The sequence below is a fragment of the Halorubrum coriense DSM 10284 genome (assembly GCF_000337035.1).
Lineage (GTDB): Archaea > Halobacteriota > Halobacteria > Halobacteriales > Haloferacaceae > Halorubrum > Halorubrum coriense.
In genome coordinates this window covers 12,422-38,001 of record NZ_AOJL01000043.1, presented here as the reverse complement: position 1 = coordinate 38,001, position 25,580 = coordinate 12,422, and the positions used below count along the sequence as shown (strand labels likewise).

Annotated in this window: 22 protein-coding genes; 14 read left to right on the top strand and 8 right to left on the bottom strand. The window is 70.5% G+C overall.

Going from position 1 to position 25,580, the window contains the following annotated elements; genetic code table 11:
• Nucleotides 1-2,773: 2,773 nt before the first annotated feature.
• Nucleotides 2,774-2,992, top strand: coding sequence for a hypothetical protein (locus tag C464_RS10740; protein ID WP_006113720.1), 219 nt, complete (start codon nt 2,774-2,776; stop codon nt 2,990-2,992).
• 86 nt (nt 2,993-3,078) lie between these two features.
• Nucleotides 3,079-3,306, top strand: a complete 228-nt coding sequence (locus C464_RS10735) for a hypothetical protein (protein ID WP_006113719.1) — start codon at nt 3,079-3,081, stop codon at nt 3,304-3,306.
• Between the two features lie 41 nt (nt 3,307-3,347).
• On the opposite strand, the gene C464_RS10730 is transcribed toward C464_RS10735, so the two are convergent.
• Nucleotides 3,348-4,358, bottom strand: a complete 1,011-nt coding sequence (locus C464_RS10730) for a glycosyltransferase (RefSeq protein ID WP_006113718.1) — start codon at nt 4,356-4,358, stop codon at nt 3,348-3,350.
• A 170-nt stretch (nt 4,359-4,528) separates the two neighbouring features.
• Here C464_RS10730 and C464_RS10725 point away from each other — a divergent pair, with 170 nt between their 5' ends.
• From C464_RS10725 to C464_RS10715, 3 genes are all read left to right on the top strand, one after another.
• Complete coding sequence (locus C464_RS10725; RefSeq protein WP_006113717.1) at nt 4,529-5,737, top strand: Gfo/Idh/MocA family protein; 1,209 nt, start codon at nt 4,529-4,531, stop codon at nt 5,735-5,737.
• Nucleotides 5,738-5,747: 10 nt separating this feature from the next.
• Entirely contained in the window at nt 5,748-6,965 is a 1,218-nt protein-coding gene (locus tag C464_RS10720; RefSeq protein WP_006113716.1) for a hypothetical protein, read from the top strand.
• Nucleotides 6,966-7,129: 164 nt separating this feature from the next.
• On the top strand, nt 7,130-7,414 hold the full coding sequence (locus C464_RS10715) for a hypothetical protein (RefSeq protein ID WP_006113715.1): 285 nt from the start codon (nt 7,130-7,132) through the stop codon (nt 7,412-7,414).
• Nucleotides 7,415-7,479: 65 nt separating this feature from the next.
• On the opposite strand, the gene C464_RS10710 is transcribed toward C464_RS10715, so the two are convergent.
• On the bottom strand, nt 7,480-9,252 hold the full coding sequence (locus C464_RS10710; RefSeq protein ID WP_006113714.1) for a COG1361 family protein: 1,773 nt from the start codon (nt 9,250-9,252) through the stop codon (nt 7,480-7,482).
• A gap of 345 nt (nt 9,253-9,597) precedes the next feature.
• Between C464_RS10710 and C464_RS10705 the strand changes: the two genes are divergently transcribed.
• From C464_RS10705 to wecB, 6 genes are read left to right on the top strand one after another with little or no spacing between them, the layout of a single operon-like run.
• Complete coding sequence (locus C464_RS10705) at nt 9,598-10,218, top strand: acyltransferase (RefSeq protein ID WP_006113713.1); 621 nt, start codon at nt 9,598-9,600, stop codon at nt 10,216-10,218.
• A complete protein-coding gene (locus C464_RS10700) occupies nt 10,215-11,342 on the top strand; it encodes a DegT/DnrJ/EryC1/StrS family aminotransferase (protein WP_006113712.1) in 1,128 nt (375 codons plus the stop codon). Before C464_RS10705 ends, C464_RS10700 begins: the two co-directional genes overlap by 4 nt.
• A complete protein-coding gene (locus C464_RS10695; RefSeq protein ID WP_006113711.1) occupies nt 11,335-12,321 on the top strand; it encodes a Gfo/Idh/MocA family protein in 987 nt (328 codons plus the stop codon). Before C464_RS10700 ends, C464_RS10695 begins: the two co-directional genes overlap by 8 nt.
• On the top strand, nt 12,318-13,712 hold the full coding sequence (locus tag C464_RS10690; protein WP_006113710.1) for a nucleotide sugar dehydrogenase: 1,395 nt from the start codon (nt 12,318-12,320) through the stop codon (nt 13,710-13,712). The genes C464_RS10695 and C464_RS10690 overlap by 4 nt, the downstream gene beginning before the upstream one ends.
• Nucleotides 13,712-15,013, top strand: a complete 1,302-nt coding sequence (locus tag C464_RS10685) for a glycosyltransferase family 2 protein (RefSeq protein WP_006113709.1) — start codon at nt 13,712-13,714, stop codon at nt 15,011-15,013. The genes C464_RS10690 and C464_RS10685 overlap by 1 nt, the downstream gene beginning before the upstream one ends.
• Before the next feature lie 3 nt (nt 15,014-15,016).
• Nucleotides 15,017-16,099 (top strand): non-hydrolyzing UDP-N-acetylglucosamine 2-epimerase, encoded by a 1,083-nt coding sequence (gene wecB / locus C464_RS10680; RefSeq protein WP_006113708.1) that lies wholly within the window; start codon nt 15,017-15,019, stop codon nt 16,097-16,099.
• 281 nt (nt 16,100-16,380) lie between these two features.
• On the opposite strand, the gene C464_RS10675 is transcribed toward wecB, so the two are convergent.
• On the bottom strand, nt 16,381-17,505 hold the full coding sequence (locus C464_RS10675) for a DUF354 domain-containing protein (RefSeq protein ID WP_006113707.1): 1,125 nt from the start codon (nt 17,503-17,505) through the stop codon (nt 16,381-16,383).
• A gap of 216 nt (nt 17,506-17,721) precedes the next feature.
• Between C464_RS10675 and C464_RS10670 the strand changes: the two genes are divergently transcribed.
• Nucleotides 17,722-19,902, top strand: a complete 2,181-nt coding sequence (locus C464_RS10670) for a hypothetical protein (protein WP_006113706.1) — start codon at nt 17,722-17,724, stop codon at nt 19,900-19,902.
• Here the strand turns inward: C464_RS10670 and C464_RS10665 are convergent.
• Nucleotides 19,836-20,135: a helix-turn-helix domain-containing protein gene (locus C464_RS10665; RefSeq protein ID WP_006113705.1), complete on the bottom strand. Its 300-nt coding sequence runs from the start codon at nt 20,133-20,135 to the stop codon at nt 19,836-19,838. The genes C464_RS10670 and C464_RS10665 overlap by 67 nt on opposite strands.
• A gap of 367 nt (nt 20,136-20,502) precedes the next feature.
• On the opposite strand from C464_RS10665, the gene C464_RS10660 reads away from it, so the two are divergent.
• Nucleotides 20,503-21,462, top strand: a complete 960-nt coding sequence (locus C464_RS10660; RefSeq protein ID WP_006113704.1) for a DUF1616 domain-containing protein — start codon at nt 20,503-20,505, stop codon at nt 21,460-21,462.
• 3 nt (nt 21,463-21,465) lie between these two features.
• Nucleotides 21,466-22,035 carry a metal-dependent hydrolase gene (locus tag C464_RS10655; RefSeq protein WP_006113703.1) on the top strand — a complete coding sequence of 190 codons (570 nt, stop codon included), beginning with the start codon at nt 21,466-21,468 and terminating at the stop codon, nt 22,033-22,035.
• Between the two features lie 61 nt (nt 22,036-22,096).
• Here the strand turns inward: C464_RS10655 and C464_RS10650 are convergent, their stop codons facing one another.
• The 4 genes from C464_RS10650 to C464_RS10635 form a co-directional block, all read right to left on the bottom strand.
• Complete coding sequence (locus tag C464_RS10650) at nt 22,097-22,603, bottom strand: DUF7344 domain-containing protein (protein ID WP_239640224.1); 507 nt, start codon at nt 22,601-22,603, stop codon at nt 22,097-22,099.
• Between the two features lie 20 nt (nt 22,604-22,623).
• The gene (locus C464_RS10645) at nt 22,624-23,151 is read right to left on the bottom strand and encodes an NUDIX hydrolase (protein WP_006113701.1); all 528 of its coding nucleotides are present in this window, start codon (nt 23,149-23,151) and stop codon (nt 22,624-22,626) included.
• Between the two features lie 110 nt (nt 23,152-23,261).
• A complete protein-coding gene (locus tag C464_RS10640; RefSeq protein ID WP_006113700.1) occupies nt 23,262-24,446 on the bottom strand; it encodes a glycosyltransferase family 4 protein in 1,185 nt (394 codons plus the stop codon).
• A gap of 178 nt (nt 24,447-24,624) precedes the next feature.
• Nucleotides 24,625-25,443: an AAC(3) family N-acetyltransferase gene (locus C464_RS10635; protein WP_006113699.1), complete on the bottom strand. Its 819-nt coding sequence runs from the start codon at nt 25,441-25,443 to the stop codon at nt 24,625-24,627.
• Nucleotides 25,444-25,580: the final 137 nt, after the last annotated feature.

The window sequence follows — 25,580 nt, the reverse complement described above, 5'->3', positions numbered from 1 at the left end:
GATGGCGGGCGTGGCCGCCGCCACGGTCGCCACCGTCTCGACCGGCGGCGCCGCCGCGGGGGGAACGACCCGCCACGGGATCGACTTCGATCGGGTGCTGGACGCGGTCGACGATCTGGGGCTGGATCCGAACGGGAACGACGCGGTGAACGCCCGGCTCGAGGACGCGCTCTCGGACGGGACGCTGGTCCGGTTCCCCGAGGGCGAGTACGCGTTCAACGGCGGGATCGAGATCGACGCCGACCGCGTCGGCGTGCTCGGCGAGGGCGACGTGCGGTTCGTTCCGCCGAGGGGGTACTCGGGGCTCCTGTTCAACTACGACCCGGTGCCGGACGACGTGCTCATCGAGAGCGTCGACGTCGACATGCGGGCTGACGACACGACGACGGGGATTCGGCTCCGGTGCCGGAACCGCTTCCACATCGAGGACGTCGAGTTCCTCGGCCGCGGGCTCACGGATAACTCCGGTCAGGTCAGCGCCTTCCTGCTCGGGATCACGAACGAGAACGGTCGGGGTGTCCTGCGGGACGCGGTGGCGAAGAAGGGCTCCCGGATAGACGGGTACGCGAGGGGCAACGGGCGGATCGGCGTGTGGGTCGGCTGGTCGAACAAGGGAACCGTCCGCATCGAGGGGTGCGACTTCCGCGAGTTCGGCAACAACGGCACCTACACCTCCCGGACGCCCGGCCAGGTCGAGATCGTCGACAGCTACTTCCTCAACAACAACGCCGCGAACGTCCGCATCGGCGGGGACGGGAGCTACATCGAGAACTGTACGGTCGAGATCGACTTCGACAAGTACACCGGCCCGTCGCTCGGCGACATCTCGACGGGCTTCGGGATGCGCGGCATCCAGATCGAACAGGGTGTCCAGCTCGAGGGCGCGGACCCGATCCCGGCGGGCGCGGAGGTCCGTGACTGCGAGCTCGTCGGCGCGGACGCCCCGAACGGCATCGCCATGATCAACCTCTCGCCGCAGGGGCGGAGCCTGCGCGTCGAGAACACTCGCGTGCGGGTCGACATCGACGACATGTACGCCGTCCGTCGGGGGCGCCCCGGCACCATCTCCTGGCGCGAGTGGCAGCAGACCGCGCCGAAACCCCACTGGATCCGGATGGAGAACGTCAGCATCACCGGGTCGGCGTCCGGTCGCGAGGCGGTCCGCCTCGTCGAGGCGGACGACTCGGTCGTCCGGAACTGCTGTATCCACCAGTCGGGATCGAACCGCGACGGCGTCAACTTCGTCGATTCGAGCGGCGGCGTCGTCGAGGACTCGACCATCGACGTGACCGGCAGGGAGATCACCCTCGAGAACTCGACGGCCTCGAGCTCGTCGATAACCAAGGACGGCTCGTGTCCGTTCCCGAACCCGGAGTCGGCGTCCTCTGGATCGACGGACAGCACCGACAGCACCGATTCGACCGCCACCGACGGACAGAAAGAGCTCGTCGTCGACGGCAGTCACACCCCCGACCGGCTCACGTACACCTTCACGGTAGACGGGAGCGTCGAGCCCGGTCCGCGGGCGAACCCCGACGACGAGATCGACGGAACGACCGTCTCCGGACAGGTCGAGGGCGGGATCGACTCGTTCTTCGTCACCGGCGAGTTCACCGACTTCCAACTCGACGGCGACGCCGCGGTCCGCCTGGACGGCGAGACCGTCGAGCCGTCCGAACTGGTCGTCTCGGAGACGACCGACTCGACGGACAGCACCGACAGCACCGACTCGACGGATAGCACCGACAGCACCGACTCGACGGACGGCACCGACAGCACCGACTCGACGGACGGCACCGACAATACTGACTCGACCGCCGCCGACGGACAGAAAGAGCTCGTCGTCGACGGCAGCCACACGGCCGACCGGCTCGCGTACACGTTCACGGTGGACGGGAGCGTCGAGCCCGGTCCGCGGGCGAACCCCGACGACGAGATCGACGGAACGACCGTCTCCGGGCAGGTCGAGGGCGGGATCGACTCGTTCTTCGTCACCGGCGAGTTCACCGACTTCCAACTCGACGGCGACGCCGCGGTCCGCCTGGACGGNCAGGTCGAGGGCGGGATCGACTCGTTCTTCGTCACCGGCGAGTTCACCGACTTCCAACTCGACGGCGACGCCGCGGTCCGCCTGGACGGCGAGACCGTCGAGCCGTCCGAGCTCGTCGTCGACCCCACCCGCACGGTCGAGGTCGACGGCAGCCACACGGCCGACCTGCTCGCGTACACGTTCACGGTGGACGGGAGCGTCGAGCCCGGTCCGCAGGCGAACCCCAACGACGAGATCGACGGCGCGACCGTCTCCGGACAGGTCGAGGGCGGGATCGACTCGTTCCTCGTCACCGGCGAGTTCACGAACTTCCAAGTCGAGGGTGACGTCACCGTCCGCGTGGACGGCGAGACCGTCGACCCGGCGACCTTGGACGGGGGCCACGACCTGCCCCACGAGCTCGTCGTCGACGGCGACGGCGCCGAGGCGAGCTACCTCGTCGAGACGACCGGCTCGGTCGCGAAGCGCGCCGGCGGCTGGGGCGCCGAGGCGTCGGACGCCGCGACGGGCGGCGTCGCCAGCGGGACCGTCTCGGGCGACCGCGACACCTTCGGCTTCTCCGGCGACGTCTCGCGGCTACAGATCGACGGCGACGCGTCGCTCAGCTTCCGGAGGTGAACTGATGGCGCCACACCGCACGACTCTCGACAGGCCGTCGGTCGGGCCGGGACACCGGCACGCCGCGTCCGTCGCGACCGCAGCCGACCGCCCGGCGGGGGGAGCATGACCCGGAGTTCGCTCGAGGTCGAGTGGGAGGCACAGCCCGACGACCCGGCGAGCGACGACCTCGGGTACGACCTCGGCGACTGGGAACGGATACGGGCGACGGGAGCCGAATCGGAGCGGTTCCTGTACCTCCCGGACGACGAGGACCTGCTCCGGAAGGAAGCGTTCGTCGTCGCCGCGCCGACGGCCGTCGCGGACCTGCTCGAAAACAGGTAGGGACCGGCCGAGTTCGCGGTCGCAGACCGGTTCACGTCCCGATCACGGGCGAAACGGGTAAGCCCCTGAAACCCGAACAGAGTCGAATGGCAGACTCTGGCGACTCGCCGACGAAGGCCGCACAGTACCGACATGACGACGGGTCCGTGGAGATCGTGTTCGCCGTCGACGACGGTCGCGTGCTGACCGTCCGCGAGTACCCGGACGAGGAGACCTTCGAGACGGCGACGGGGTCGGCGGCGTACGTCGGCCAACACGAGGGCGTCTCCGACCTCCCGGGGGTCGAGGCGTTCGAGGAGGCCGACGAGTCCTGAGACGGCGGCGGCCCCGTCGGTCGTAGCTCGCCCCGAGCGCGTCAGTCGTGAGATGGCTCGTCTGCGCCCGTGTCCGTCGGCGACGCGAGTTCGAGCAGTTGCCCGTACGCCTTCGCGAGCGACGCGACGTAGCTCAAGAGGAGGAACACGACCTGCTGGCGGACGGGGAGCTCCGTCCAGTCGCGCACCGACCGGCGCATGAAACTCGGCCGCGGCGGCAGGAAGGCGGCGGGGTTGAGCGCGGCGAGGATCGGCCGCCCGTAGCGCTCGGGGTGGTATCGTCGGAGCTGGGTTTTCCCGCGTCCGAGCCGTCTGGACTTCCGCAGGAGCGCACCGAGCGTCGTGCGAGTCGGGTGATACGCGACGACGTCCGTCGTGTATCGGAGTTCGCGACCGCTCGCCGCGACGCGGTTCCCGAACTCGAGGTCTCCGCTCGACTGAATCCGCGCGTCGAATCCGCCGACGTCCTCGAGGAGCGCTCGGGTGACGACCAGCGAGCACGTCGGTCCGAAAGAGAGTTCCTCGACGAGCCGCTCGACGTTGAGGTCCTTCAGCCGGTTGTACTTGGCCACCGTCCCCTCTTCGCCGGTCGTGAACAGCTGCACGTCGCAGGCGAGGTACTCCGCGTCTGTCGCGGCCATCTCCCGCGCCACGGTCTCGACCCACCCCGGATCGACGACCATGTCGGCGTCGACGAAGGCGACCACCGACCCCGACGCGGCGGAGATGCCCGCGTTCCGGGCGGCGTACGAGCTCTGTACGTCGTCCTCGACGAACAGCCGGAGCCCGTCGAACGTCCCGCCGGCGAGGTGTTCGCGGACGACGTCGCGCGTCTCGTCGGTCGAGCCGTTGTCCACGACGATCACCTCGTACCGCTCGCCGGGCGCGGTCTGTCTCCTGAGCGCGTCGAGCGTCGCCTCGATCCCGTCCGGGTCGTTGTACACGGGGACCACGACCGAGACGAGCGGTAGTCCGTCTCCGGCGGCGTCGGCGCTGTCGCTCGACTCCTCGGGGCGGGTATCGCCGGTCGCCGGGCTCGGGTTGGGGGCCACGACCGTGGTATCCGAGAGCGGAGCTATTGTTATTGGAAGCGTACCGGCGGCTTCGCTCGACGGCCGTTCGGAACGCGCCGCGAGGGGCGGCTCGCCGCCCCCGGTCCGGCTCGGTCGCGTGAAGTAGGCGGTTTATACCCTTCTGTCGGGGGTGGCCTCTTCCGCCCGAGATGGTCTACGACGTCGCGGTCATCGGCACGGGCCCCGACCCCTCCGATCCCGATCGGGACGGGTACGCGATGGGGTACCGCCACGGGCACGCTTACGAGAGCAACGAGGACTGCGAACTGGTCGCGTGCGCGGACATCGTCCTCGAGAACGGGCGAGCGTTCGCCCGCGAGTTCGACCTGCGCGAGGGCACCGCCTACGAGGACTACGAGACGATGCTCGCCGCGGTCGAGCCGGACCTCGTGAGCGTCTGCGTTCCGCCGGGGATCCACGCCGATATCGTCGAGGACTGCGCCGAGAGCGGGAGCGTCTCGGCGATCCACTGCGAGAAGCCGATGGCCGACACCTGGGGCGACTGCCGGTCGATGGTTCGGACCTGCGACCGGAACCGGGTCCAGCTCACCATCAACCACCAGCGCCGGTTCGGCGCGCCGTTCCGGAAGGCCAAGGAGCTGCTCGACGACGGGGCGATCGGGTCGCTCAGGCGGATCGAGTTCGCGAACGAGACGCTGTTCGACGCCGGGATCCATCAGGTCGACCTCGCCCGGTACTTCACCGACGGCGCCGACGTCGAGTGGGTGCTGGCGCAGGTCGACTACCGCGAGGAGAACCGGTGGTTCGGGACGCCGAACGCCACGCAGGCGCTCGTCCAGTGGCGCTACGCCGACGGGACGGTGGGGCTCGCCACCACCGGCGAGTCGAGGCCCGAAGGGGCGTGTTACCTCCGGTTGGCCGGCGCGGACGGCGACATCGAACTCGGCGTCGACGGCGGGGCGACGCTCCGGTATCGCACGGCCGACGGCGGCTGGAGATCCGTCGGCACGGACGGCGAGAACCTCCACGGCTTCGAGTCCCCCGGCTACCTCGGCGCCGCGCTCCGGACGGTCCGGCGGCGACTGCCGCTGCGCTCGACCGAGGACCGAGCGGCGCCGGTGTTCATCGAGCGGGCGATCGCGGACGCGGTCGAGGGGCTGAAGACGGGGGCGGAGCCGGAGCTGTCCGGCCGGAACGCGCTCCGCGCGACGGAGGTGGTCTTCGCCGCCTGGGAGTCGGCCAGGCGTCGGGGGCGGATCGACCTCCCGCTCGACGTCGACGACAACCCGCTCGTCGCGATGATCGACGCCGGGTGGCTGGGCCCCGCGGCCGACCGCGCGGCGTCCGCCGCCGCCCCCGGAAACGGGGCCGACGACGGGTCGGCCCCCGACCGGTGACGCGCCCTCGATGACCCGACGCCACCCCGATCGGGCGACCGAACGCGGCGTTAGCGGGGCGCGGGGCGACCCGCTCGACCTCGGTCCGGAGGCGCGGATCGGCGGGGTCAGAGATGGACGCCTCTACTGGACGCGCGGGCGGACGGTCGGCTTCTGGACGCCGTCCGGGGGACGGGTCGCGCTCGGCACGCTCCCGACGCCGGGAGACGAGCGCCCGGACGCAGCCTTTCGCCTGCGACACGGCCGGTTCGCGAAGGCGGCCCTGCGTCCCGTCGTCGGCTCGTGGACGACGACGAACCTCTGGCCGCTGCGCGACGGCACGCTGCTCGCGACGGTCGGACGGCGGGTGTTCCGGTCCGGCGACCACGGCCGGTCGTGGGCGCCGGTCCGTCGGCTCCCGGACTCGTCGGGGCCGATGGGGACGCTCCCGACCTCCGTCTGTCTCCACGGCGGCGACGTCTACCTCGCGGAGTACACGCTCGGTGACGACCCGGCTCGGATCCTCCGGAGCGAGGACGACGGTCGGACGTGGGAGACGCACGTCGAGACGACCGCAGTCCGTCACTTCCACGGCGTCTTCCGCGACCCCTACCGGGACGTGGTGTGGGCGACGGCCGGCGACGCCGACGACGAGAGCGCGGTCGGCCGGCTCGCCGACGGCGAGTTCGTCCGCGCCGGGAGCGGGAGCCAGCGGTGGCGGGCGGTCGGACTCGCGTTCACGCCGACGGCCGTGCTGTGGGGGATGGACTGCTCGTACGCGGCCAGCGTGGAGCTCCTGCGGCTGCGACGCGGCGGCCCCGCCGAGCCGGAGACGGTCGGGCGCACCGACGCGTCGGCGTACTACGCGGCGACACTGCCGGTCGACGGCGAGCTCTGGGTCGCCGTCGCGACCGCGGCGGAGGTCGGCGAGGACAGCACCGCTCCCGCGGGACGGGGGAACCGCAGCGGCGACGCGGCGCGGGTCTTGGTCGCCTCCTCGGCGTCGTCGTACGAGACGTGGTACGAGCTGGCCGCGTTCCGTCGCCGCCGGCCGCTGGGGGAGCGCCTCCCGGGCGTCCCGACCGCCAGCGCGTACGTGTTCCTCGCCGCCGACGAGCGGCTGGGACTGTTCGTCAACCCGTTCAACGCGCGCAGCGACGCCGGGTCGGTGATCCGCGTCCCGCCCGAGGCGCTGCCCCGGCTCGCCGACGAGGCGTCCGCGGTGGACGCGTCGGCTCCCGATCGGTGACGAGCGAACCCGGGCTCGGCGGCCGACTCCGACCGGCGGGTCGCGTTCGACCGTCGGCGGGCGAGTAAGGCGTGGGTACCGCTCGGTCGATCGCGCTACGGGGGTATTACCCTCGCTACGTCCCGAATTACAACGTGTTGATGCGGTCACGTGTCCGCCAACTCATGTCCGGGAGACCAACGAAGCTGCTCGTCGTACTGATCGCCGCCTGCCTGCTAGCGCTCGGCGGGATCGTCGCCGTCGTCCACGAGACGACCGGCTCCGCGGACCTCGGTGACGGAGCGACGGTCGCCGACGGACCCGACGGCGAACGGGCATCGCCCGCGGACGCCCGGCGGCAGACCGACGACGGTCCCGATGTGATCGAACCCGGCGAGACGTCGATGGTCTGTACGGCGTCGGTCCGGGCCGACATGCCCGACGGCGGCGTGGACCCCAATAGGATCTGACTCGGCGTCAGGAGCGGGGAGACGGGGCGGTTCGACGCGACGACGAAGACGCCGAGACGGCGGCTTCAGGAGTCGAACTGCGCCCGGTACCGCTCGCGGATCGTCTCTTTCTGCTCCCCGTCGAGCGCCTCGTACTCGCTGTCGAACTCCTCCCGAGCCAGTTCGTCCCACGATTCGATCCGGTCGCCGTCCTGCGACTCGAACTGGTCGTCGAAGGCGGCCTCGATCTCCTGTTGGGTCTCGACGTCGATGGCGGTGAAGTTGAACGCGTCGTTCCGCCCGACGTCGAGCCCGAACTCCTGTCGCGCGATCTCCTCGCGGGTCAGGACCTCGGTGATCGCGAGCCCGTCCGCGAACGGCTGCCGCTCGTGGATCTCGTCGACCTGCGACTGCGTCTCCCCGCTGACTTCGTCGTAGTCGGTCCCGTACTTCTCCTGCGTGATCACGTCCTTCGAGACCGTCTCCGGCTCGTCGTCCGACGAGGACGACGAGGAGCCGCCACCGCCCGAGCGGTAGTCCCGGACGACCACGACGCCGGTCGCGTTGGTGTCCCCGCTGTACACGCCGTAGACGTGCGTGCCGAGCAGGTCGCCGTCGGTGAACCGGTCGCGGTCGTCGGCCGGAAGCACGAACTCGACGGTCGTCCGCTCGCCCGGCGCGAGGGTCACGGTCCGGTTCGTTGTCACCGTCTCCGGGTCGTCGTCGCCGTCCAGATCGATGCGGTGTTGGACGGTCTCGTTCGCGGCCGCGTCGCCGATGTTCGACACCCGCGCGGCGAACTCGACGTCGTCGTCCACGTCGGCCGACCGCGGTCCGTCGAGTTCGTCGATCTTGAGGAAGCTCTCGCGGACGCGGAGCGCCGCCGTGGCCGAGTCGTTCGCCGTCGAGACGGCGACCGAGTAGTTCCCGCGAGTGAGGTTCGCCGTCCGCGCGTCGAACTCGAACGTCGCCGTCTCGTTCCCGCCGAGCGTCACCGACCGGTTCCAGTCGAACGACTCGGCCGGGCCGTCGAGCCGGACCGTCTCCGTGCCGGGGACGTCGCCGACGTTCGTCAGCGTCACCGACCCGTTGAACCGGTCGCCCCTGACGGCGTCGGTGGTCATCGTCGACCCCGCGACCCGGACCGTCGCCGGGCGGAGGACGACCAGCGTCCCCTCCCGCGCGCTCGACGACGCCTCGACGCGGTAGTCGTAGGTCCCCGGTTCGAGCCCGCCGGTCTCGACGGGGAACGTCACCGCGGCGTCGGTTCCGGCCTCCAGCATCGGCGCACTCGCGGCGACCGCTTCGTCGGCGTCGTACGCGCCGTCGCCGTCCCGGTCGACGTAGAGGTCGACGTTCCGCAGCCCGCGGAAGTCGCCGTCGTTGCGGACGGTCACGGCGACGGTCCCCGTGTCTCCCCGAACGACCCGGTCCGCGCGGGCGTCGGAGAGGGCGAACGCGGGCGGATCGAGGGTGACGGTACCCGTCGCTAGCGCCCCCGAGTCGTCGCCGAGCGTGTAGTTGTACCGCCCCGGCGCCAACGCGTCCCTCGATGCCGAGAGCGTGACCCGTCGCGCCTCTCCGGCCGACAGCGTCAGCGTCCGCTCGTCGACGGTGACCGAGGAGCCGTCCTCGCCTTCGACGACCAGGTCGAACGACCGCGTCGCGTTCGCGGCGTCGCTGTTGTTGAGCGTCGCCCGTACCTCGAAGGCGGCGTCGCCGGTGCTCGGCTTCACCGTCTCCGTCCTCTCGACGGTCACGGACGCGCCGCCGCCGAGGTCGGCGACGGACGCGGCACCGACGGTCCCGCTGACGACGAGCAGCACCGCGACCACCGCGTGTATGCCGGTTATCTGCATACGTGGACGTTCGCGATTATCGACTTTGTTACGATGAGCATACCTCGGGGGAGAGCCCCGGAACGGACCGATCGGCGCTAGCGCCCCGACAACGGACCCGTCGCGGACGCGGGGCGAGTAACGCGAGCCACGAGACGAGTAACGGGAGGCGAAAGTCGGGGAACCTCTCCTTACTCCGCCGCCGAGATCGCGGACCCCCCTTCCGGGTGCGTCCGTCGCCCCGTGGCCGCGGTCGGGCGTGCCGACCCCGCTCGCCGGGGCGAGACGCCCGAGTATGCCGATCGTACCGTGACAAGCATCTCCATAACAATGTTCGGACCGGCCCCATCGCTACACGAATCAGACATGGGAGACTTACAACGGAACGCTCCGGCCTCGACGGTCGCGGACGTCGAACTCGGTGCGCGGGCGACGGTGAGCGAACGCGCGACGGTCGGATACGAGTACGCCGAGGACGCCGGTGCGACCGTCCTCGGCGCCGACGCGACGGTCCGGGCGGGGTCGATCGTCTACGCGGACGTGCGCGCGGGAGACGGGTTCACGACCGGACACAACGCCCTCGTCAGGGAGCGCACCGATCTGGGGGACGACGTCCTCGTCGGCACCAACAGCGTCATCGACGGGGCGACGACGGTGGGCTCGAACGTGAGCCTCCAGACGAACGTGTACGTCCCCCGGGAGACCGCGATAGGCGACGACGTGTTCGTCGGACCGGGGGCGGTGTTGACGAACGACGCCTATCCCGTCCGTCAGGACGTCGACCTCGAGGGCCCCACGCTCGCCGACTCGGTCTCCGTCGGCGCCAACGCGACCGTCCTCCCCGGCGTCTCCGTCGGCGAGCGGGCGTTCGTGGCCGCCGGCGCCGTCGTCACCGACGACGTCCCGCCCGAGACGCTCGCCGCCGGCGTCCCCGCCGAACACCGCGAGCTCCCGGAGCCGCTCGACGGCTCGAACACGATAGCATGAGCCGGGTCGCCATCGCCGACCCCGACGTCGGCGAACGGGAGCTCGAACGGGTCCGCGAGGTGCTGGAGAGCGGTCGACTGGCGGACGGCCCGGTCGTCCGCGAGTTCGAACGGGAGTTCGCGGCGTTCTGCGGCGCCGATCGCGGGGTCGCGGCCGCCAACGGGACCGCCGCCCTACAGACCGCGCTCGAAGCCGTCGGGATCGGCGAGGGCGACGCGGTCGTCACGACGCCGTTCTCGTTCGTCGCGAGCGCGAACGCGGTCCGGCTCTGCGGGGCGCGCCCGGTGTTCGCCGACGTCGACCCGGCGACGTACACGCTGGACCCCGACGCGGTCGAGGCGGCGATCGAGGCGACGGACGACGTGGCCGCGATCCTTCCGGTCCACCTGTACGGGCTGCCCGCGGAGATGGACCGGCTGACCGCGATCGCCGAGGAGCACGACGTCGCGCTGATAGAGGACGCGGCGCAGGCACACGGGGCGGCCTACGAGGGGACGCCGGTGGGCACCTTCGGCGACGCCGGCTGCTTCTCGTTCTACCCGACGAAGAACATGACGACCGGCGAGGGCGGGATGGTCGTCACCGACGACGGGGGGGTCGCCGAGCGCGCCGCCCGCTTCGTCAACCACGGGCGGTCGGACGCGGCCGACCGCGGCTACGACCACGTGTCCGTCGGCCACAACCTCCGGCTGACGAGCCTCTCGGCCGCTATCGGGGTGGAACAGCTCCGGAAGCTCCCGTCGTACAACGCGCGCCGCCGCGAGAACGCGGCGCGGCTCTCGGCGGCGCTCGAAGACGTCTCGGAGCTGACGCTGCCGGTGGAGCCGCCGGAGCGCCGGCACGTCTACCACCAGTACACGGTCCGCTGTCCGGACCGGGCTGCGCTCCGGGACCACCTCGACGAGCGCGGCGTCGACACGGCCGTCTACTACCCGACGCTGATCCCGGACCAGCCCGCCTACGACGGGTACGAGGCGTCGGTCCCGACGGCGCGTCGTCTCGTCGACGAGGTCGTGTCGCTGCCGGTCCACCCCGGGCTCGTCGACGAGGAGCTCGACCGGATCGCCGACGCCGTGCGCGATCACTACGGGCTGCCGGAGGCGGAGGTGCCCGCGAATGACTGACGACGCGGCGCTCCGCGTCGGGGTCATCGGCGTCGGGAGCATGGGCGCACACCACGCCCGCGTGTACGCCGGCTCGTCCGCGGTGGACCTGGTCGGCGTCGCCGACGACGACTGGGACCGGGCGACGGAGATCGCCGAGAAGCACGGGACGCGCGCGCTCAACCGGGGCACGCTGCTTCAGGCGGTCGACGCCGTCTCGGTCGTCGTCCCGACGCAGTTCCACGCGCCGGTCGTGCGGGAGGCGCTGGAGGCCGACACGCACGTGCTGGTCGAGAAGCCGTTCGTCGACGACCCGGCGACCGGGCGGGACCTGATCGCGCTCGCCGACCGGAAGGACCTCCGGCTCCAGGTCGGCCACATCGAGCGGTTCAATCCGGCGGTACGGGCCCTCTCGGACGTCCTGCCGGAGATGGACGTCCTCGCGGTCGACGCCCGCCGGCTCGGCCCCCCGGTGGACCGCGAGAACACCGACGGCGTGGTCGAGGACCTGATGATCCACGACCTCGACATCCTCCTGTCGCTGTTCGACGCCGGGGTCGACGAGACGTACGCGGCGGGGATCGACGGCGACCCCCACGTCACGGCGACGCTCAAGCTCGACAACGGCGTGTTGGGGACGCTGACGGCGAGCCGGATCACCCACCAGAAGGTCCGCGAACTCGCGGTCACCGGCCGGGAGTGTCGGGTGACGGTGAACTACCTGACGCAGTCGGTGAAGATTCACCGGCACTCGCTGCCCGGCTACGTCGAGTCGAACGGCGACGTCCGGTATCGCTCCGAGAGCGTCGTCGAGCGACCGCAGGTCAACAGCGGCGAGCCGCTCCGCGGCGAGATCGAATCGTTCGTTTCGGCCGTGAACGAGGGGATCCCTCCCGAGGTATCCGGTCACGACGGGCTCCGGGTGATCGAGCTGGTCCGCGAGATCGGCGAGGCGCTCGACGGTCCCGAGGCGGCGGTCGCGAAGACGGGGAGCCGATGACCCGGAACGCCTCCGCGACGGAGACGATCGGGCTGTACGGAACCGACGCGTCTCCGGACGAGCAGCGGGCGGCCTTCCGCGAGGGGCGCGTCCCCGTCGCGGTGTACGGGATGGGAAAGATCGGGCTGCCGCTGTCGTTGGTGTACGCTGAGACGACCGGCGCGGTGACCGGCGTCGACGTCGACCCCGACCGCGTCGCGGCGCTGACGGACGGGACCAATCCACTCGATCACGAGCCGGGCGTGTCATCGCTGCTACCGGAACTGGTCGCAGACGACCGGTTCGCCGCCACGACCGACGGCGAGGCCGCGGCGGCGGCGGCCCGGGTCCACGTGATCGTGGTTCCGACCGTGATCGACGGCGACAGCGATCCGGACCTCTCCGCGCTCGAGGCGGCCGTCGAGACCGTCCGGTCGGGCCTCGATCCGGGCGACACGGTGTTCGTGGAGTCGACCGTTCCCCCGGGGACCTGCGCTGACGTCGTCGAGCCGATCCTCACCGCCGGCGACCGGGAGCCGGGCGAGTTCGGACTCGCGCACGCGCCCGAACGAACCGCCAGCGGCCGCGCGCTCCGGGACATCCGCGGGTCGTACCCGAAGGTCGTCGGCGGGGTCGACGCGGAGAGCGGACGGGTGGCGGCGCTCGTCTACGGCGAGTTGACCGACAACGAGGTCGTTCGGACCAGCGACGCGAGGACCGCGGAGTGCGTCAAGCTCTTCGAGGGCGTCTACCGGGACGTCAACATCGCGCTCGCCAACGAGCTGGCGACGCTCACCGGCGCGTTCGGCGTCGACGTGATCGAGACCATCGAGGCCGCGAACACGCAGCCGTACTGCGACATCCTCACCCCGGGTGCGGGGGTCGGCGGCCACTGTATCCCGTACTACCCGTACTTCCTGCTCGACGGGGTGACGGACCCCGCACCGCTGATCCGGACGGCGAGGTCCGTCAACGAGCGGATGCCCGGGTTCGTCGTCGAGACGCTGGTCGACGGGCTGGCGGCCGACCGACCGATCGAGGGCGCGACGGTCGCGCTGTTCGGCGTGGCGTACCGCGCGGGCGTTCCCGAGACGCGGGCCTCGCCCGCCGTCGACATCGCTCGCCGGTTGGACCGGCTCGGGGCGACCGTCCTCGCGGTGGACCCGGTCCTCGACGAACTGCCGGCGATGCCGGCGGAGCGCGTCGCGATCGACGAGATACCGGACCGCGACGTCGACGCCGCCGTCCTGGTCACCGCGCACGACGAGTTCCGGCGCGTCGACTGGAGCGCCCTCGAACGCGAGGGGGCGGACGGGAGCCGACGCGGCGTCCCCGTCGTCGACGGGCGGCAGGCGCTGGACCTCTCGGAGACGGCACATGACGTCTACACCGTCGGACGGGGGTGGGACTGATGTTCGAAGGCGCGACGGTCGCCGCCGTGATCCCCGCGTACAACGAGGAGGGGTTCGTCGGCGAGGTCGTCGAGACCGTCCCCGGGTTCGTCGACCGCGTGTACGTGGTCGACGACCGATCGACCGACGACACGTGGGCGGAGATACGCGAGACGCTCGCCGGGCTCGAGGGATCGGAGCGACCGGGCGGGAGCCTGCGACCGACCGCCGGCGGGTCGCGGTCGACAACCGAGGGGCCGGTCACGAGCGCCGCGGGATCGGTCGCGGACGGATCGGAGTCGCCCGCGGGGGGATCGGGGTCGGTGACGGACGGGTCCGGCTCTGTGGCCGGCGCCGCCGCGGCCAGCGACGGTGCGGGGCCGGCCTGGAGAGACCGAATCGTCGCCCGCGACGCGCGCACCGGGACCGCGCTGCCCGACCGGATCGTCGTCGGACTGCGACACCGCGAGAACACCGGGGTGGGCGGCGCGATAAAGACGGGCTACCGCAACGCGATGGCCGACGACGCCGACATCGACGTCGTGGCGGTGATGAACGGCGACGGGCAGATGGACCCGGCGATACTCGACCGGATCATCGGCCCCGTCGTCCGCGGCGAGGCCGACTACGCCAAGGGGAACCGCCTGCGACACGCGGAGTACCGGCGACAGATGTCGACGTGGCGGACGTTCGGCAACGTCCTCCTCACGGGGCTCACCCGGATCGCCAGCGGGTACTGGCGGATGTTGGATCCCCAGAACGGGTACACCGCGATCTCCCGGCGGGCGCTCGACCGCGTCGAGTTCGAGTCGCTGTACGAGGACTACGGGTTCTGTAACCACCTGCTCGTTCGCCTGAACAAGCGCGGACTTCGCATCGCCGACGTGCCGATGCGGGCGGTGTACGGCGACGAGACCAGCCACATCCGGTACGGCTCGTTCGTCCCGACGCTCTCGGTGCTCCTGTTCCGGAGCTACCTCGGTCGCCTGCTCGACGACGGCGACCGCGGGATCGGAGCGCCCCGGTCCGTCGCGCAGCTGCTCGGAATGGGGCTGCTCGTCGGGGGGGTCGCGCTCGCGACCGGGTCGGTCCTCGCGGGGTCGGCCGGCGCGGTCGCCGCCGGCGGCGTCCTCGCGCTGTTCGGGCTCGCGTCGTTCCTCACGGGCGTCGCGGCCGAGCGGCGAGCCGACGCAGACCTGGAGGTCCGCGTCGAACCCGCCGACCTCCCCGGAGAGTTCGACCTCGCCGCGGCCGACGGCGCGACCGGAGACGAGCGGTCGGGGATCGCGACGACGGACGACGCGGCCGGGCGGGAGGACTGACCCGTGCGGGTCTGTTCGGTGGTCGGCGCGCGCCCGCAGTTCGTCAAAGCGTTCCCGGTCTCCCGGCGGCTCCGCGCGGACCACGAGGAGGTGCTGATCCACACCGGGCAGCACTACGACGAGTCGCTGTCCGGGGTCTTCTTCGAGGAGCTCGACATCCCCGAACCGGAGTACAACCTCGGCGTCGGCTCGGGGGACCACGCCCCGCAGACGGCCGAGATGATGCGACTGATAGACGAGGTGATCGAGGCGGAGTCGCCGGACGCCGTGCTCGTCTACGGCGACACGAACTCGACGCTCGCGGCCGCGCTGGTCGCGGCGAAACGCGACCCGGTCCTCGCGCACGTCGAGGCCGGCCTCCGGAGCGGCAAGTGGTCGATGCCCGAGGAGGTGAACCGCGTCCTCACCGACCACTGCTCCGACCTCCTGTTGACGCCCGGGGAGAACGCCGCGGAGACCCTCCGCGCCGACGGGATCCGGGGCGACGTGGTCGTGACCGGCGACGTGATGTACGACGCCGTCCTCGCCGTTCGCGACCGAGTGCTCGACGGGGACACCGCCCTCCCGATCCCCGGACTCCACCCCGGCGAGTACGCCTTGGCGACGGTCCACCGGGCGTCGAACACCGACGACCCGGGCCGGTTGGCGGGCATCCTCGACGGCCTGACCGCGGTCGACGCCCCGGTCGTCCTGCCGCTCCACCCGCGGACGGAGAACGCACTCCGAGAGCACGGCCTGTACGACCGCGCCGCGGCGGAGATACGTCTCGTCGATCCGGTCGGTTACGTCGAGTTCCTCCAGCTGCTCGCGAACGCGTCGAAGGTCGCCACCGACTCGGGCGGGGTCCAGAAAGAAGCGTTCTACCTCGACACGCCCTGCGTCACACTCCGCGACGAGACGGAGTGGGTCGAGACCGTCGAATCGGGGTGGAACGTGTTGGTCGGGAGCGACCCGGAGCGCATCTCCCGCGCGCTGTTCGACCGATCGGAGCTTCCGCCGAAGCCCGAACTGTACGGCGGTGGCAACGCGGCCGATCTGACCGTGGCTGCCATCGAGACGACGCTCTCCGACGCGGCGGACGACTGACACGAGGAGACGCGCGGCCGTGCCGCCGCCCGCCGTCACTCGCTTCGGTCCCGCGCTCGCGGGCCTTCGGCACTCGCCGAGCGCGAACGCAGTCCACGACTGACACCGGCGCATCAGCGTGATCCGTCGCGTGTCGGACCGGTCGTTCCGGTAGCATACCGCCCGTCACCGCCGTTATCGGCGGAGGGACTCCGACACGAACCCGTTGTGATGGTCGTCCGTCGAGAGGTGCGAGGCGGACGGCGGGTCGGCGTACGTTCATCCCCCGACGCCGGACGCGGTCACGTCGACTTGTCTGTGAGTGGCGTCGACCGATCGGGAGTCGCCCGCTCGGTCCCCCGGCGCCACCGTTCGAGGCCCGGGACCGCCGTCTCGCCGCCCGCTTCGGCGACCGCGACGATCACCTCCGTGAGGTCGACGAGTCCGCCGACGTACTCGTCGCGTCGACGTCGCCACGCGTCGCCGATCGAGTCGTCGAGCAGGACGCCGACGCCCGTGGAGACGACCTCCTCGAAGTCGGGGGTGTTGACGACCAGTCCCCGTCTCTCCAGCTCGGTGAAGTTCCCCATGTCCTCGTCGCCGACGAAGGAGTTCGACCGGACGACCGGCGTTCCGAGGAGGGCGGCCTCGGTACAGACCGTCTGCGTGTCGGTGACGACGAGCCGCGCCGCCGACAGGGCGTCGTGAAGCAGCGCGGGGTGGATGTCGAACTCGCGGGCGGGCAGCGAGTCGAGGTCCAGCGTCCCGCCCTCGTCCGAGACGAACACCGTGGCGTGGTCCGCGAACGTCTCGACCAATTGCCGGCGCTGGTCGGGGGTGAATCCCGACTGGCCGACGTCGTGGTGCGAGCCGAACGCGTTGAAGCGCAACAGGACGAACGCCTCGTCGTCGGCGAGACCCAAGTCCTCGCGTATCGCGGGGTTCGGCCGGTAGGCGTCCGGGTGGAGGTACGCCGTCTCGCAGAAGCCGCGGAACTGGTAGTGGTTCTCGCCGAGGTCCTTTCCGAAGGCGTGAGGCGTGAGAAACGCCGCGGCGAACGGTCGAGAGACGGCGTGATCGAGCGACGTCGGCTCCGAGTCGAGGATCAACACCGCCGGAGCGCGGCCGACCAGTCCGGCGTGGGCGGCGTACGCGCCGACCCCGAATATCACGTCCGGGTCGAACGACCGGACCGCGGGAGCGATACGGGCGTAGTGCCGGGGCAGGTTCCGGAACAGCGACCCTTTCGTCGTTCCGCAGGAGCCGTAGAGCCGATACGGGAGGTCGTATCGGTCGAGCAGCGCGACCGTACAGCCGTAGTCCCGGCCCAAGACGAGAACGTCGTGACCGCCCCGTTCCAGCCGGTCGACGGCGTGCTTGTACAGGTGGACGTGGGCGGGCGTGTTCGTGAAGAAGACGAATCGCATGTACCCCGAGTTCGGCGACCTGATCTGATTGTAATGGCTCGCTTACCGTCCCGGCCCCCGACCGTCGGGGAAACGGGGGGGTCCGGGGGCCGGTAACCGATGTATAACAATAGCCGCCAGAGGGTTCGATAGGGTAGTGCTCGCTCAACAGGGCGTCAGGACCGCGGCGACGCGGACGAGTCGCGGTCCGCGAGACCGAACACGGAGTGAGACGGCGTGAGGACGTCGATCCGGTGGGGAGACGAGCAGTTCGCCGAAGCGGGACTCGCGGTCGGCTACCTCGCGCTCGCGGCGGCGGTCGTCGCCTCCTACACCGCGCCGGCGACGGGGTACGAGCTGTCGATATACGCGGCGACGCCGGCGGCGACGTGGGCGGCGCTCGCCGTCGTGGCCGTGATATCGGTCACCGTCTTCCTGTTCGTCGAGCGATACCTCGCACCGGCGGTGCTGCTCGGAGGACTCGGTGCCGCGACGGTCGCCGGGCTCCCGCTGATCCGGAGCTACCACTTCTACGGTCGGAGCGACTCGCTCGTCCACCTCGGACTCGCGCGTTCGATCGGCGTCGGAAACGACCCGCTTCAGCTGTTTTACCCGGGGAGCCACCTCATCGCGACCGGGCTCGCGAAGGTCGCGGCCGTGGACGTGCCTCGGGCCATGATGCTCGTCATGTGGGCGTACACGCTCCTGTTCTTCGCGAGCGTCGCGCTCTGCGTCTGGTTTCTGGTGCCCGATCGCCGGGCGCTCGGGGTCGGCGCGTTCTCCGCGTTCCTCCTCCTCCCGGTAAACAACGTCAGCACGTACCTCCACTTCCACACGTACTCGATCGGGATGCTGTTCGTTCCCTTCGTGTTGTACCTCGTGTTCTCGCACCTGATCGGCGGCGACGGGCGCGAACGGCTCGTCGAGCGGGTCGCCGACGGACGCGGCGCGATCGACCGGGCCGGGCTGGGGTTCGACGACACCGCCGCCTTCGACGTGGAACTGCGGCGACCGGTGCCGACGAGCTACCTCCTCCCGCCGGTCTTGGTCGCCATCGTGTTGGTCCACCCCCAGATCGCGTTGAACGTCATGTTCCTGCTCTCCGGGATAGCGGTCGCACAGCACGCCTTCCGGCGGTTCAGCCCGAACCATTCGCTCGCCGGGTACCGGTTGGTCACGCTCCAGACGGTCTTCCTCGTGGTGGCGTTCGCGGTCTGGATCGCCACCCACGAGTGGCAGTTCGTCAACACGGCGGAGGCGATGATCGAGTCGGTGAGCGACTTCGTCACCGGCGACGGCAGCACGACGCCCCGCGTGGAGAGGCAAGGCGAGTCCGCGTCGTCGATCGGGGCGAGCATCCAAGAGCTGTTCGTCAAACTGTTCGGGGTCGCGGCGATCTACTCCGTGCTCGCGGCGGGAGTGGTGGTGGGGCGGCTGACCGGCTACCTCGGCCCGCTGGCCGGGGGCGGATCGATGCGGTCCACGCCCGACACCGCGAAGGACGTCACCGCGCTGTTCTTCGCCGGGTGTCTGCTCCTGTTCCCGTTCTTCGCGGCTCACTTCGTGGGGTCCATCTCGACGTACCTCTTCCGGCACGTCGGGTTCCTCATGATGCTCGCCACGATATTCGGGGCGGTCGGCGTCCGGTACCTGCTCGACGAGGAGTCGTCCGTGAGCGACGTCGATTACCCGTGGGCCGAACCCCAGGGCCGGTCGGCGGGACGGCGGATCGCGGCGTCGCTCCCCGACGCCAAGACGATGGCGGCGGTCGCGGCCGTCGTGCTCGTCCTGTCGCTGTCGCTGGCGACGGCCTTCCCCTCCCCGTTCGTCTACCTGTCGGGCTCGCACGTCCCGGAGGGGGAGATGGACGGCTACGAGCGGGCGTTCGCGACCCAGTCGGGCGGGTCGCCGGTGTGGTTCGGCGGGGTGCGTCACACGTCCGACCGCTACGAGGTCGCGCTGTACGGGGCGGCGGGGGCGCCGTGGGACCGTCAGGTGAACCCGTCTCCGAAGAAGAGCTCACCGGTGCCGGCGCAGGCGATGTTGGACGGGTTGCCGGCGTACTACGAGAACCATCCGGAGGAGATCGTCAGGCGCGACCACTACTTCGTGGTCGCGGAGGCCGACCGCCAGCGGGAGGTCGGGGCGTACCGGGAACTGCGGTACTCCGCGGAGAGCTTCGAGGCCGTGGCGGCCCAGCCGGACGTCGGGAAAGTCAGGGACAACGGCGAGCTAACGATCTACTTCGTCGACAGCGGGGCGGACCCGTCCGCGAACGCGGCCGACGACCGCGAACGGATCGCTTCCGGCGGGTGGCGCGGGGCGACCGGCGTCGAGCCTCGCGTCCGGGCTCAGTCGACCATCCCCTCGGCCTCGATCCGTTCCCAGAGCCGCTTCCCCTCCTCGGTGACGCCGTAGATGCGGCCCTTTCGCTTCTCCTTCGAGACGAGCAGCTCGACGAGCGAGCGCTCGCGGAGGGAGCGCAGCGCCCGCGAGACGTGCGTGATCGGGAGACTGGTCCGGGACGCGATAGACGAGGGGATCGACGGGCCGTCGACGAGCTGTTCGAGCACCGCCGTTCGGTACTTCGAGCTGATGATGAACCCGATCTGATCCCAGTCAGTGGGGTCTTCGTTCCGCTCGTTCTCCATCGGACGCACTACCTGCCGTACGGGCATAAGGCGTGGAGATTGTTCACCGCGACCGGAGCGCCGCGGTACCGTCGGCCCGGCCGCCGCGAATCGGCGCGGAGTCAGGCGGTAACGCGGGCTTACCGGTCCGCGGAGCGATCGGACGGCGCCTCCGAGGGCCGGAATATGCTCTCCATAACGATATGGCGACCCGACGGAGAGAACCACGAATGAGTGATCGCCACCCCGTCTCGCGCGGCCGCGACTCCCCGTCGCGCGGCCGTCACCCCGCACGGCGCGGTCGCCCCGCGTCGCACGCTCGCCGTCTCGCATCGGTCGCCGTAAGGAGCGCCCGTCTCGGAACCGGCCGCTCGCACACCGGGCAGCGATGAGTTCGATAGCCGACGAACTCTTCGAGAGCCGCGACCTCCTCGCCGTCGGGGGACTGGTCGCGGTCTCGGTCGTGACCATCGCGGTCGGCACGAACGGCGTCGTCCGGCTCCCGCCCGCCGTTCTCCTCCTCCTCGTGCTCCCCGGGTACGTGACCGCGGCGTTCGCGTACGCCGAGCGCGAGCGCGAGCCGTGGACGTTCACCACCCTCGTCGAACGGTTCGCGCTCGCGCTCGGCGGCAGTCTGGCGATACTGCCCCTGCTCGCCATCGTCGTCTACCTCGCGGTCGGGGCGCTGACTACGTGGGGGCTCGTCGGGCTCGTCGCCGGGTACGTCGTCGTCGTCGCCGGGGCCACGACCGTGCGTCGCGCCGGCCGCTCCGGGGGCAGCGACCACTGGGCCGGACCGGCGAGATCCCGTACCGGGAGGTCGTCGTCCGGTCCCTTCCCCGGCAGTCTGACCCCGCTCACCGCCGTCCTCGCGGTGAGTATGATCCTCGCGGTCGGAGCGCTGGGCGCGGCGGTGACCGTCCCCGCCGACGGGGAGACGGCGACGGATCTCCACCTGCTGACCGAACAGGAGGGGCGACTCGTCGCGAACGAGTACCCGAGCGCGCTGACACAGGACGAGTCGGCGGCCATCACCGTCGGCGTGACCAACGACGAGCACCGGTCGGTCGAGTACACGGTCGTCACGGAGCTCCAACGCGTCCGGCTCGACGGTCGCTCCGTCGTCGTCACCGACAAACGCCGGATAGACCAGCACGGCTTCGAGCTGGCGCAGGGGGAGAGCTGGCGCGAGTCCGAGGAGTTCCGGGCGACGCTCGCCGGCGAGAACGTGCGCTTCGTGGCGCACCTCTACCGGGGAGACCCGCCCGAGAACCCGACGGCGGACACGGCCTACAGGACGACCTACGTCTGGTTCGACGTCCAGCCGTCCCCGGCGAGCGGTGAGTGAGCGATGTGGCCGTGGAGCCACCTCGCAGTCGGGTACGTCGCGTTCTCGGCGTTCGTCCGGGTCGCGTTGCGGCGTCGACCGAGCCACCGGGCGGCGGTCGTCCTCGCGGTCGCCACGCAGCTCCCCGATCTCATCGACAAGCCCCTCGCTTGGCAGTTCGGACTGTTGAGCAACGGCATCGGCGTCGCACACTCCCTGATCGTCGGCGTCCCCGTCGCGCTCGCCGTCGCCGTCGCCCTCCGGTTCAAGGGCTTCCCGGAGTTGGGCGCGGGCGTCGCGATCGGCTACGGGAGCCACGTGCTGGGTGACATCCTCTTCGCCGTCCTGTTCAGTCGCCCACCGGTCCTCCCCTCGTTCCTCTGGCCGGTCTACACGACGCCCGTTTCGGACGCCCCCGGCCTCGGCGCGAAGACGGTACAACTGCTGCTGGACAGTCAGGCCCTCCTCGGCGGCGAGATGGGGCGGACGTACTTCCTGCTTCAGGCGCTCCTCCTGTGCGGGACCGTGGCGCTCTGGCTCCGCGACGGGAGGCCCGGATTCACCGTGCCCCGGTCGTTCCGGCGCTCGAAGTGACGGGCGGTTCCTCGCGCGGTCGGCCGTTCGATGCGACCGACGGGCCTCCGGCGGTGGCGTCTCAGTCCCGACCGCGGCGCTCGGTCTGGACGTACTGGAACAACGCGATCGCGACGAGCAGGACCCACGCGACGCCGATCAGAATCACCCCGGTCTGGTCGACCGATCCGCCGCCGAGCGTGACCAGTCCGTACACCAAGAGTCCGAACAGCGCGATCAGGAGGTAGTATCGTCCCCAGCGCCTCGATTCGTCGCCGCTCGACGCGCCGGCGTCGAGGTAGCGGTTGACGTCGCTACCGCGGTCCGTGAGCCGGATCTCGCCCGTGTCGCCGTCGTACTCGACGATGCCGGCCGCTTCGAGCTTCGGGATGTGCGTCTGGTGGAGGGAGACGTAGAGCCGTTTCTGTTCTTTGTCCGTCAGCTCCTCGGGGTCGGTCTCGTTCTCCCACGCCGCGACCTCGGTCGCGAGGGCCTGTAGTCGGATGCTCTCCGGGTTCTTGTTCAGGTACTGAAGGATGAACCGCCGTCGCGGATTGCTAAGGAGACTGAACAGCTCGTCTTGGCTCAACTCGTTTTCCCGAGTTTCCGTCATCTTGTGGCTCGGTGGCGGCGCCACGGTTCTCCGTCCGTCTCCGCCACCGACCGTTCGATGAACCGCTCGACGGGCTCGAGAGTCGTCGACATGAGCTCGGCGGGTTTCAGCCAGGCGTGGTCGAAGATGCGCTCCGACGGGTTCGGCTCGGGCTCCGATTCGAGCGTCGCATCGAACACGGCGTAGACGGTCGTCGCCGGCCGACTCGTGTGGCGGTAGACGCAGCGACCGATCCGCTTCCCGACGGACGCGCGACACCGGATCTCCTCGTCGATCTCGCGGGTGAGACACTCCGTGAGCGACTCCCCGGACTCGACGCCGCCGCCCGGGAGCGTCCAGAACGGCGAGCCGTCGTCGTGGCGTTCCCTGACGAGAAGGACCCCGTCGTCGTTCGTAACGAGGGCTTTCGCTCCGAACCGGAGCTCCCGACGCTGGGAGTCACCCTCCGACAGGTTCGGAGGAGACGGGGTCCCTCGCTCGTCGCGTACCCACCGGAAGACGCCCTCGGAAGGGTGATTTCGCATACCTCCTACCGACAGGACCCGTGTTGATTATTATACGGCTCATACCCCGACACAGGTACAGCCTTCTGGCCGGACTTTCGACGGACGCGGCGCCTCCGGAGAGGGACGGTTCACCCGTCGGCGTCGGCGGTCGCGGCGGCGCCGTCCAGCGCGCGAGCGTACAGCGAGAGCAGCTCTTCGACGACGTCGGGCCACGCGTAGGACTCCTCGATGCGGCGGCGGCTGACCCGCCCCATCCGTTCGGTCGTCTCCGGGTCCGCGAGCAGCGTCCCGAGGGCGTCCGTCAGCGTGCGGCCGTCCCCGGGAGCGACGAGCGCGCCGTTCGCCTCGTCGACGATAGAGGGGATGCCCCCGACGTCGGTCGAGACGATCGCGTTCGCGCCGGCCATCGCCTCGAGCACGGCGATCGGCAGCCCCTCCGCGCTCGTCGGGAGGACGTAGACGCTCCCCTCACTGAGGAGGTCGCGCTTCCGCTCTTCGGACACGAACCCGACGTACTCCACCCCGTCGTGCGCGTCGGCGACGGCCTCGGCGTGGTCCGACAGCGGGCCGCTCCCGGCGATGGTCGCTCGGAACCAGACCCCGGCGTCTCGGAGCTCGCCGATGGCCCTCGTCACCTCGACGATTCCCTTCCGCCGGATGTGGTTGGAGACGAACACGAGGTGCGGCGGGTCGGCCACGGGGTCGGGGTCGTACTGGTCCGGGTCGACGGCGTTCGGGATCACGGCGATACGCTCCGGCGGGACGCGGGCCGAGAGGACCTCGCGCCACTGTTCCGAGAGGGCGACGACCGCGGTACAGGCGTCGAACACCGCTCGTTGGAAGCGGGCGGCCGGCACCGAGGCGTCCTCGATGAACGCGTCGAACGACGAGCCGTGGACGTGGAGTATCACCGGCCGCCGCCACAGCAAACGGGCGACGAGGACGTACGGCGCCGAGAGGTAAAACGAGAACGAGTGGGAGGTGTGGACATGGACGACGTCCGGCCGCCGGCGTGCGAGGAACCCGAGCCACACGAGGAGGACGGTCACCGCGGTCCGGAGGTACTCGACCGGCCGCTCGGGGGTTCGAACGGCGGTGTCGACGACGTTCAGCGACACTCGGTCCTCGAGGTACCGCCGCTGTTCGGCGATGTACCGACCGATTCCGCCCGTACCCTCCGTCCGGTATCCCGCCGGACCGACGACGAGGACCGCCGTCGACGAGGGGACCGTCGCCGCGGGTGACGTCGCCGCCTTCGCCGCCCCCCCGTCGCCGTCACCGGCGTCGGCTTCCGCCCCGTCAACGACGCTCATCTCGTCCCCCGACCGGACGCGGCTTCGCCGTTCATGTCGGTTTCCTTCACGGAGATCGGCTTTGTTATCCGTCGGCTACCGACGTCGCCGCCCCGGTGACCGCCGGACGGGTTCGGCGTCGCGGACCGCACCGTTTCCGTCGCCGCGGACCGGGCGCACCGAGCGCGAGGGCTCGCGGTCACAGCGTCACCAAGTACTGCGGGTCTTCCTTCAGACGGGGGACGAGCGAGGACTTCAGGTCGCCCAAGGTGAAAAAGAGGACCTTGAGCCCGTTCAGGTCGTACCTGTGGAGCACGCCGTCGCGTTCCAGCCGTCTGGTCAGTTTCGGCTTGTTCCACGAGTAGAACGGCGAGGTCCGGACCCCGCAGGTCTGCTCGACCGGCACACAGCCGTCCTCTTCGGTACATCTCACTCCCTCGAAGGTCTCCTCGGCGACGTAGTCCAGGCCCAGACGGCTCTCGAAGTAATGGAGGTGCGAGCAGGTGATCCACGGCGTTCCGACGTCCAGCATCAGGGTGTCCTCCTCGACGAGGCGGGCGAAACAGCCGTCCTCGTGATAGCTGTCCGAGTGGCGGCAGCCGTCGAAGCGGTACGGCCCCTCGACCAGGATCGACTTCATCGCGTCGTCGGTCCGGTAGTCCGCGTCTCGGAGGAACAACGTCCCGAACGTCCCGTGTTTCGGTCGGGAGTACGCCTTGTGATACACCCCGGACGTGGCGAAGTAGTCCGTGAACCCCGGCGCGAGCACGCTCCGGAAGCGGTCGCCCAGCGTCGACCGGAGGAACGCGTACGGGTCGGTCTCGAACGCCCGTTTCACGTCGCTCAACCCGACGTGGACGAACGCCTTCGAGTGCCCGCCGCCGTGGCGGTCGAGCAGTTCCTCGAACCGCGCGGCCGGGACGGGGAAGGCGTTCCGTCGCCGGTTGAGCCGCTTGAGCGCCTGATGTTTGACCAGGTTGGCGGCTCTGCTCGCGTCCGACAGCGGTTCGAACGACATGGTCAGTTCCCGACGGGTCCGTCCGCCTCGCCGGGCCGGCGAAGTCCCTCAGTTCCGGTGTTCCCGGTCCGACGCCGGGGGACACGTAAGACGATCATACGGGGCCGTCGGGGGTCGACTGCCTAGTTACGATCCAC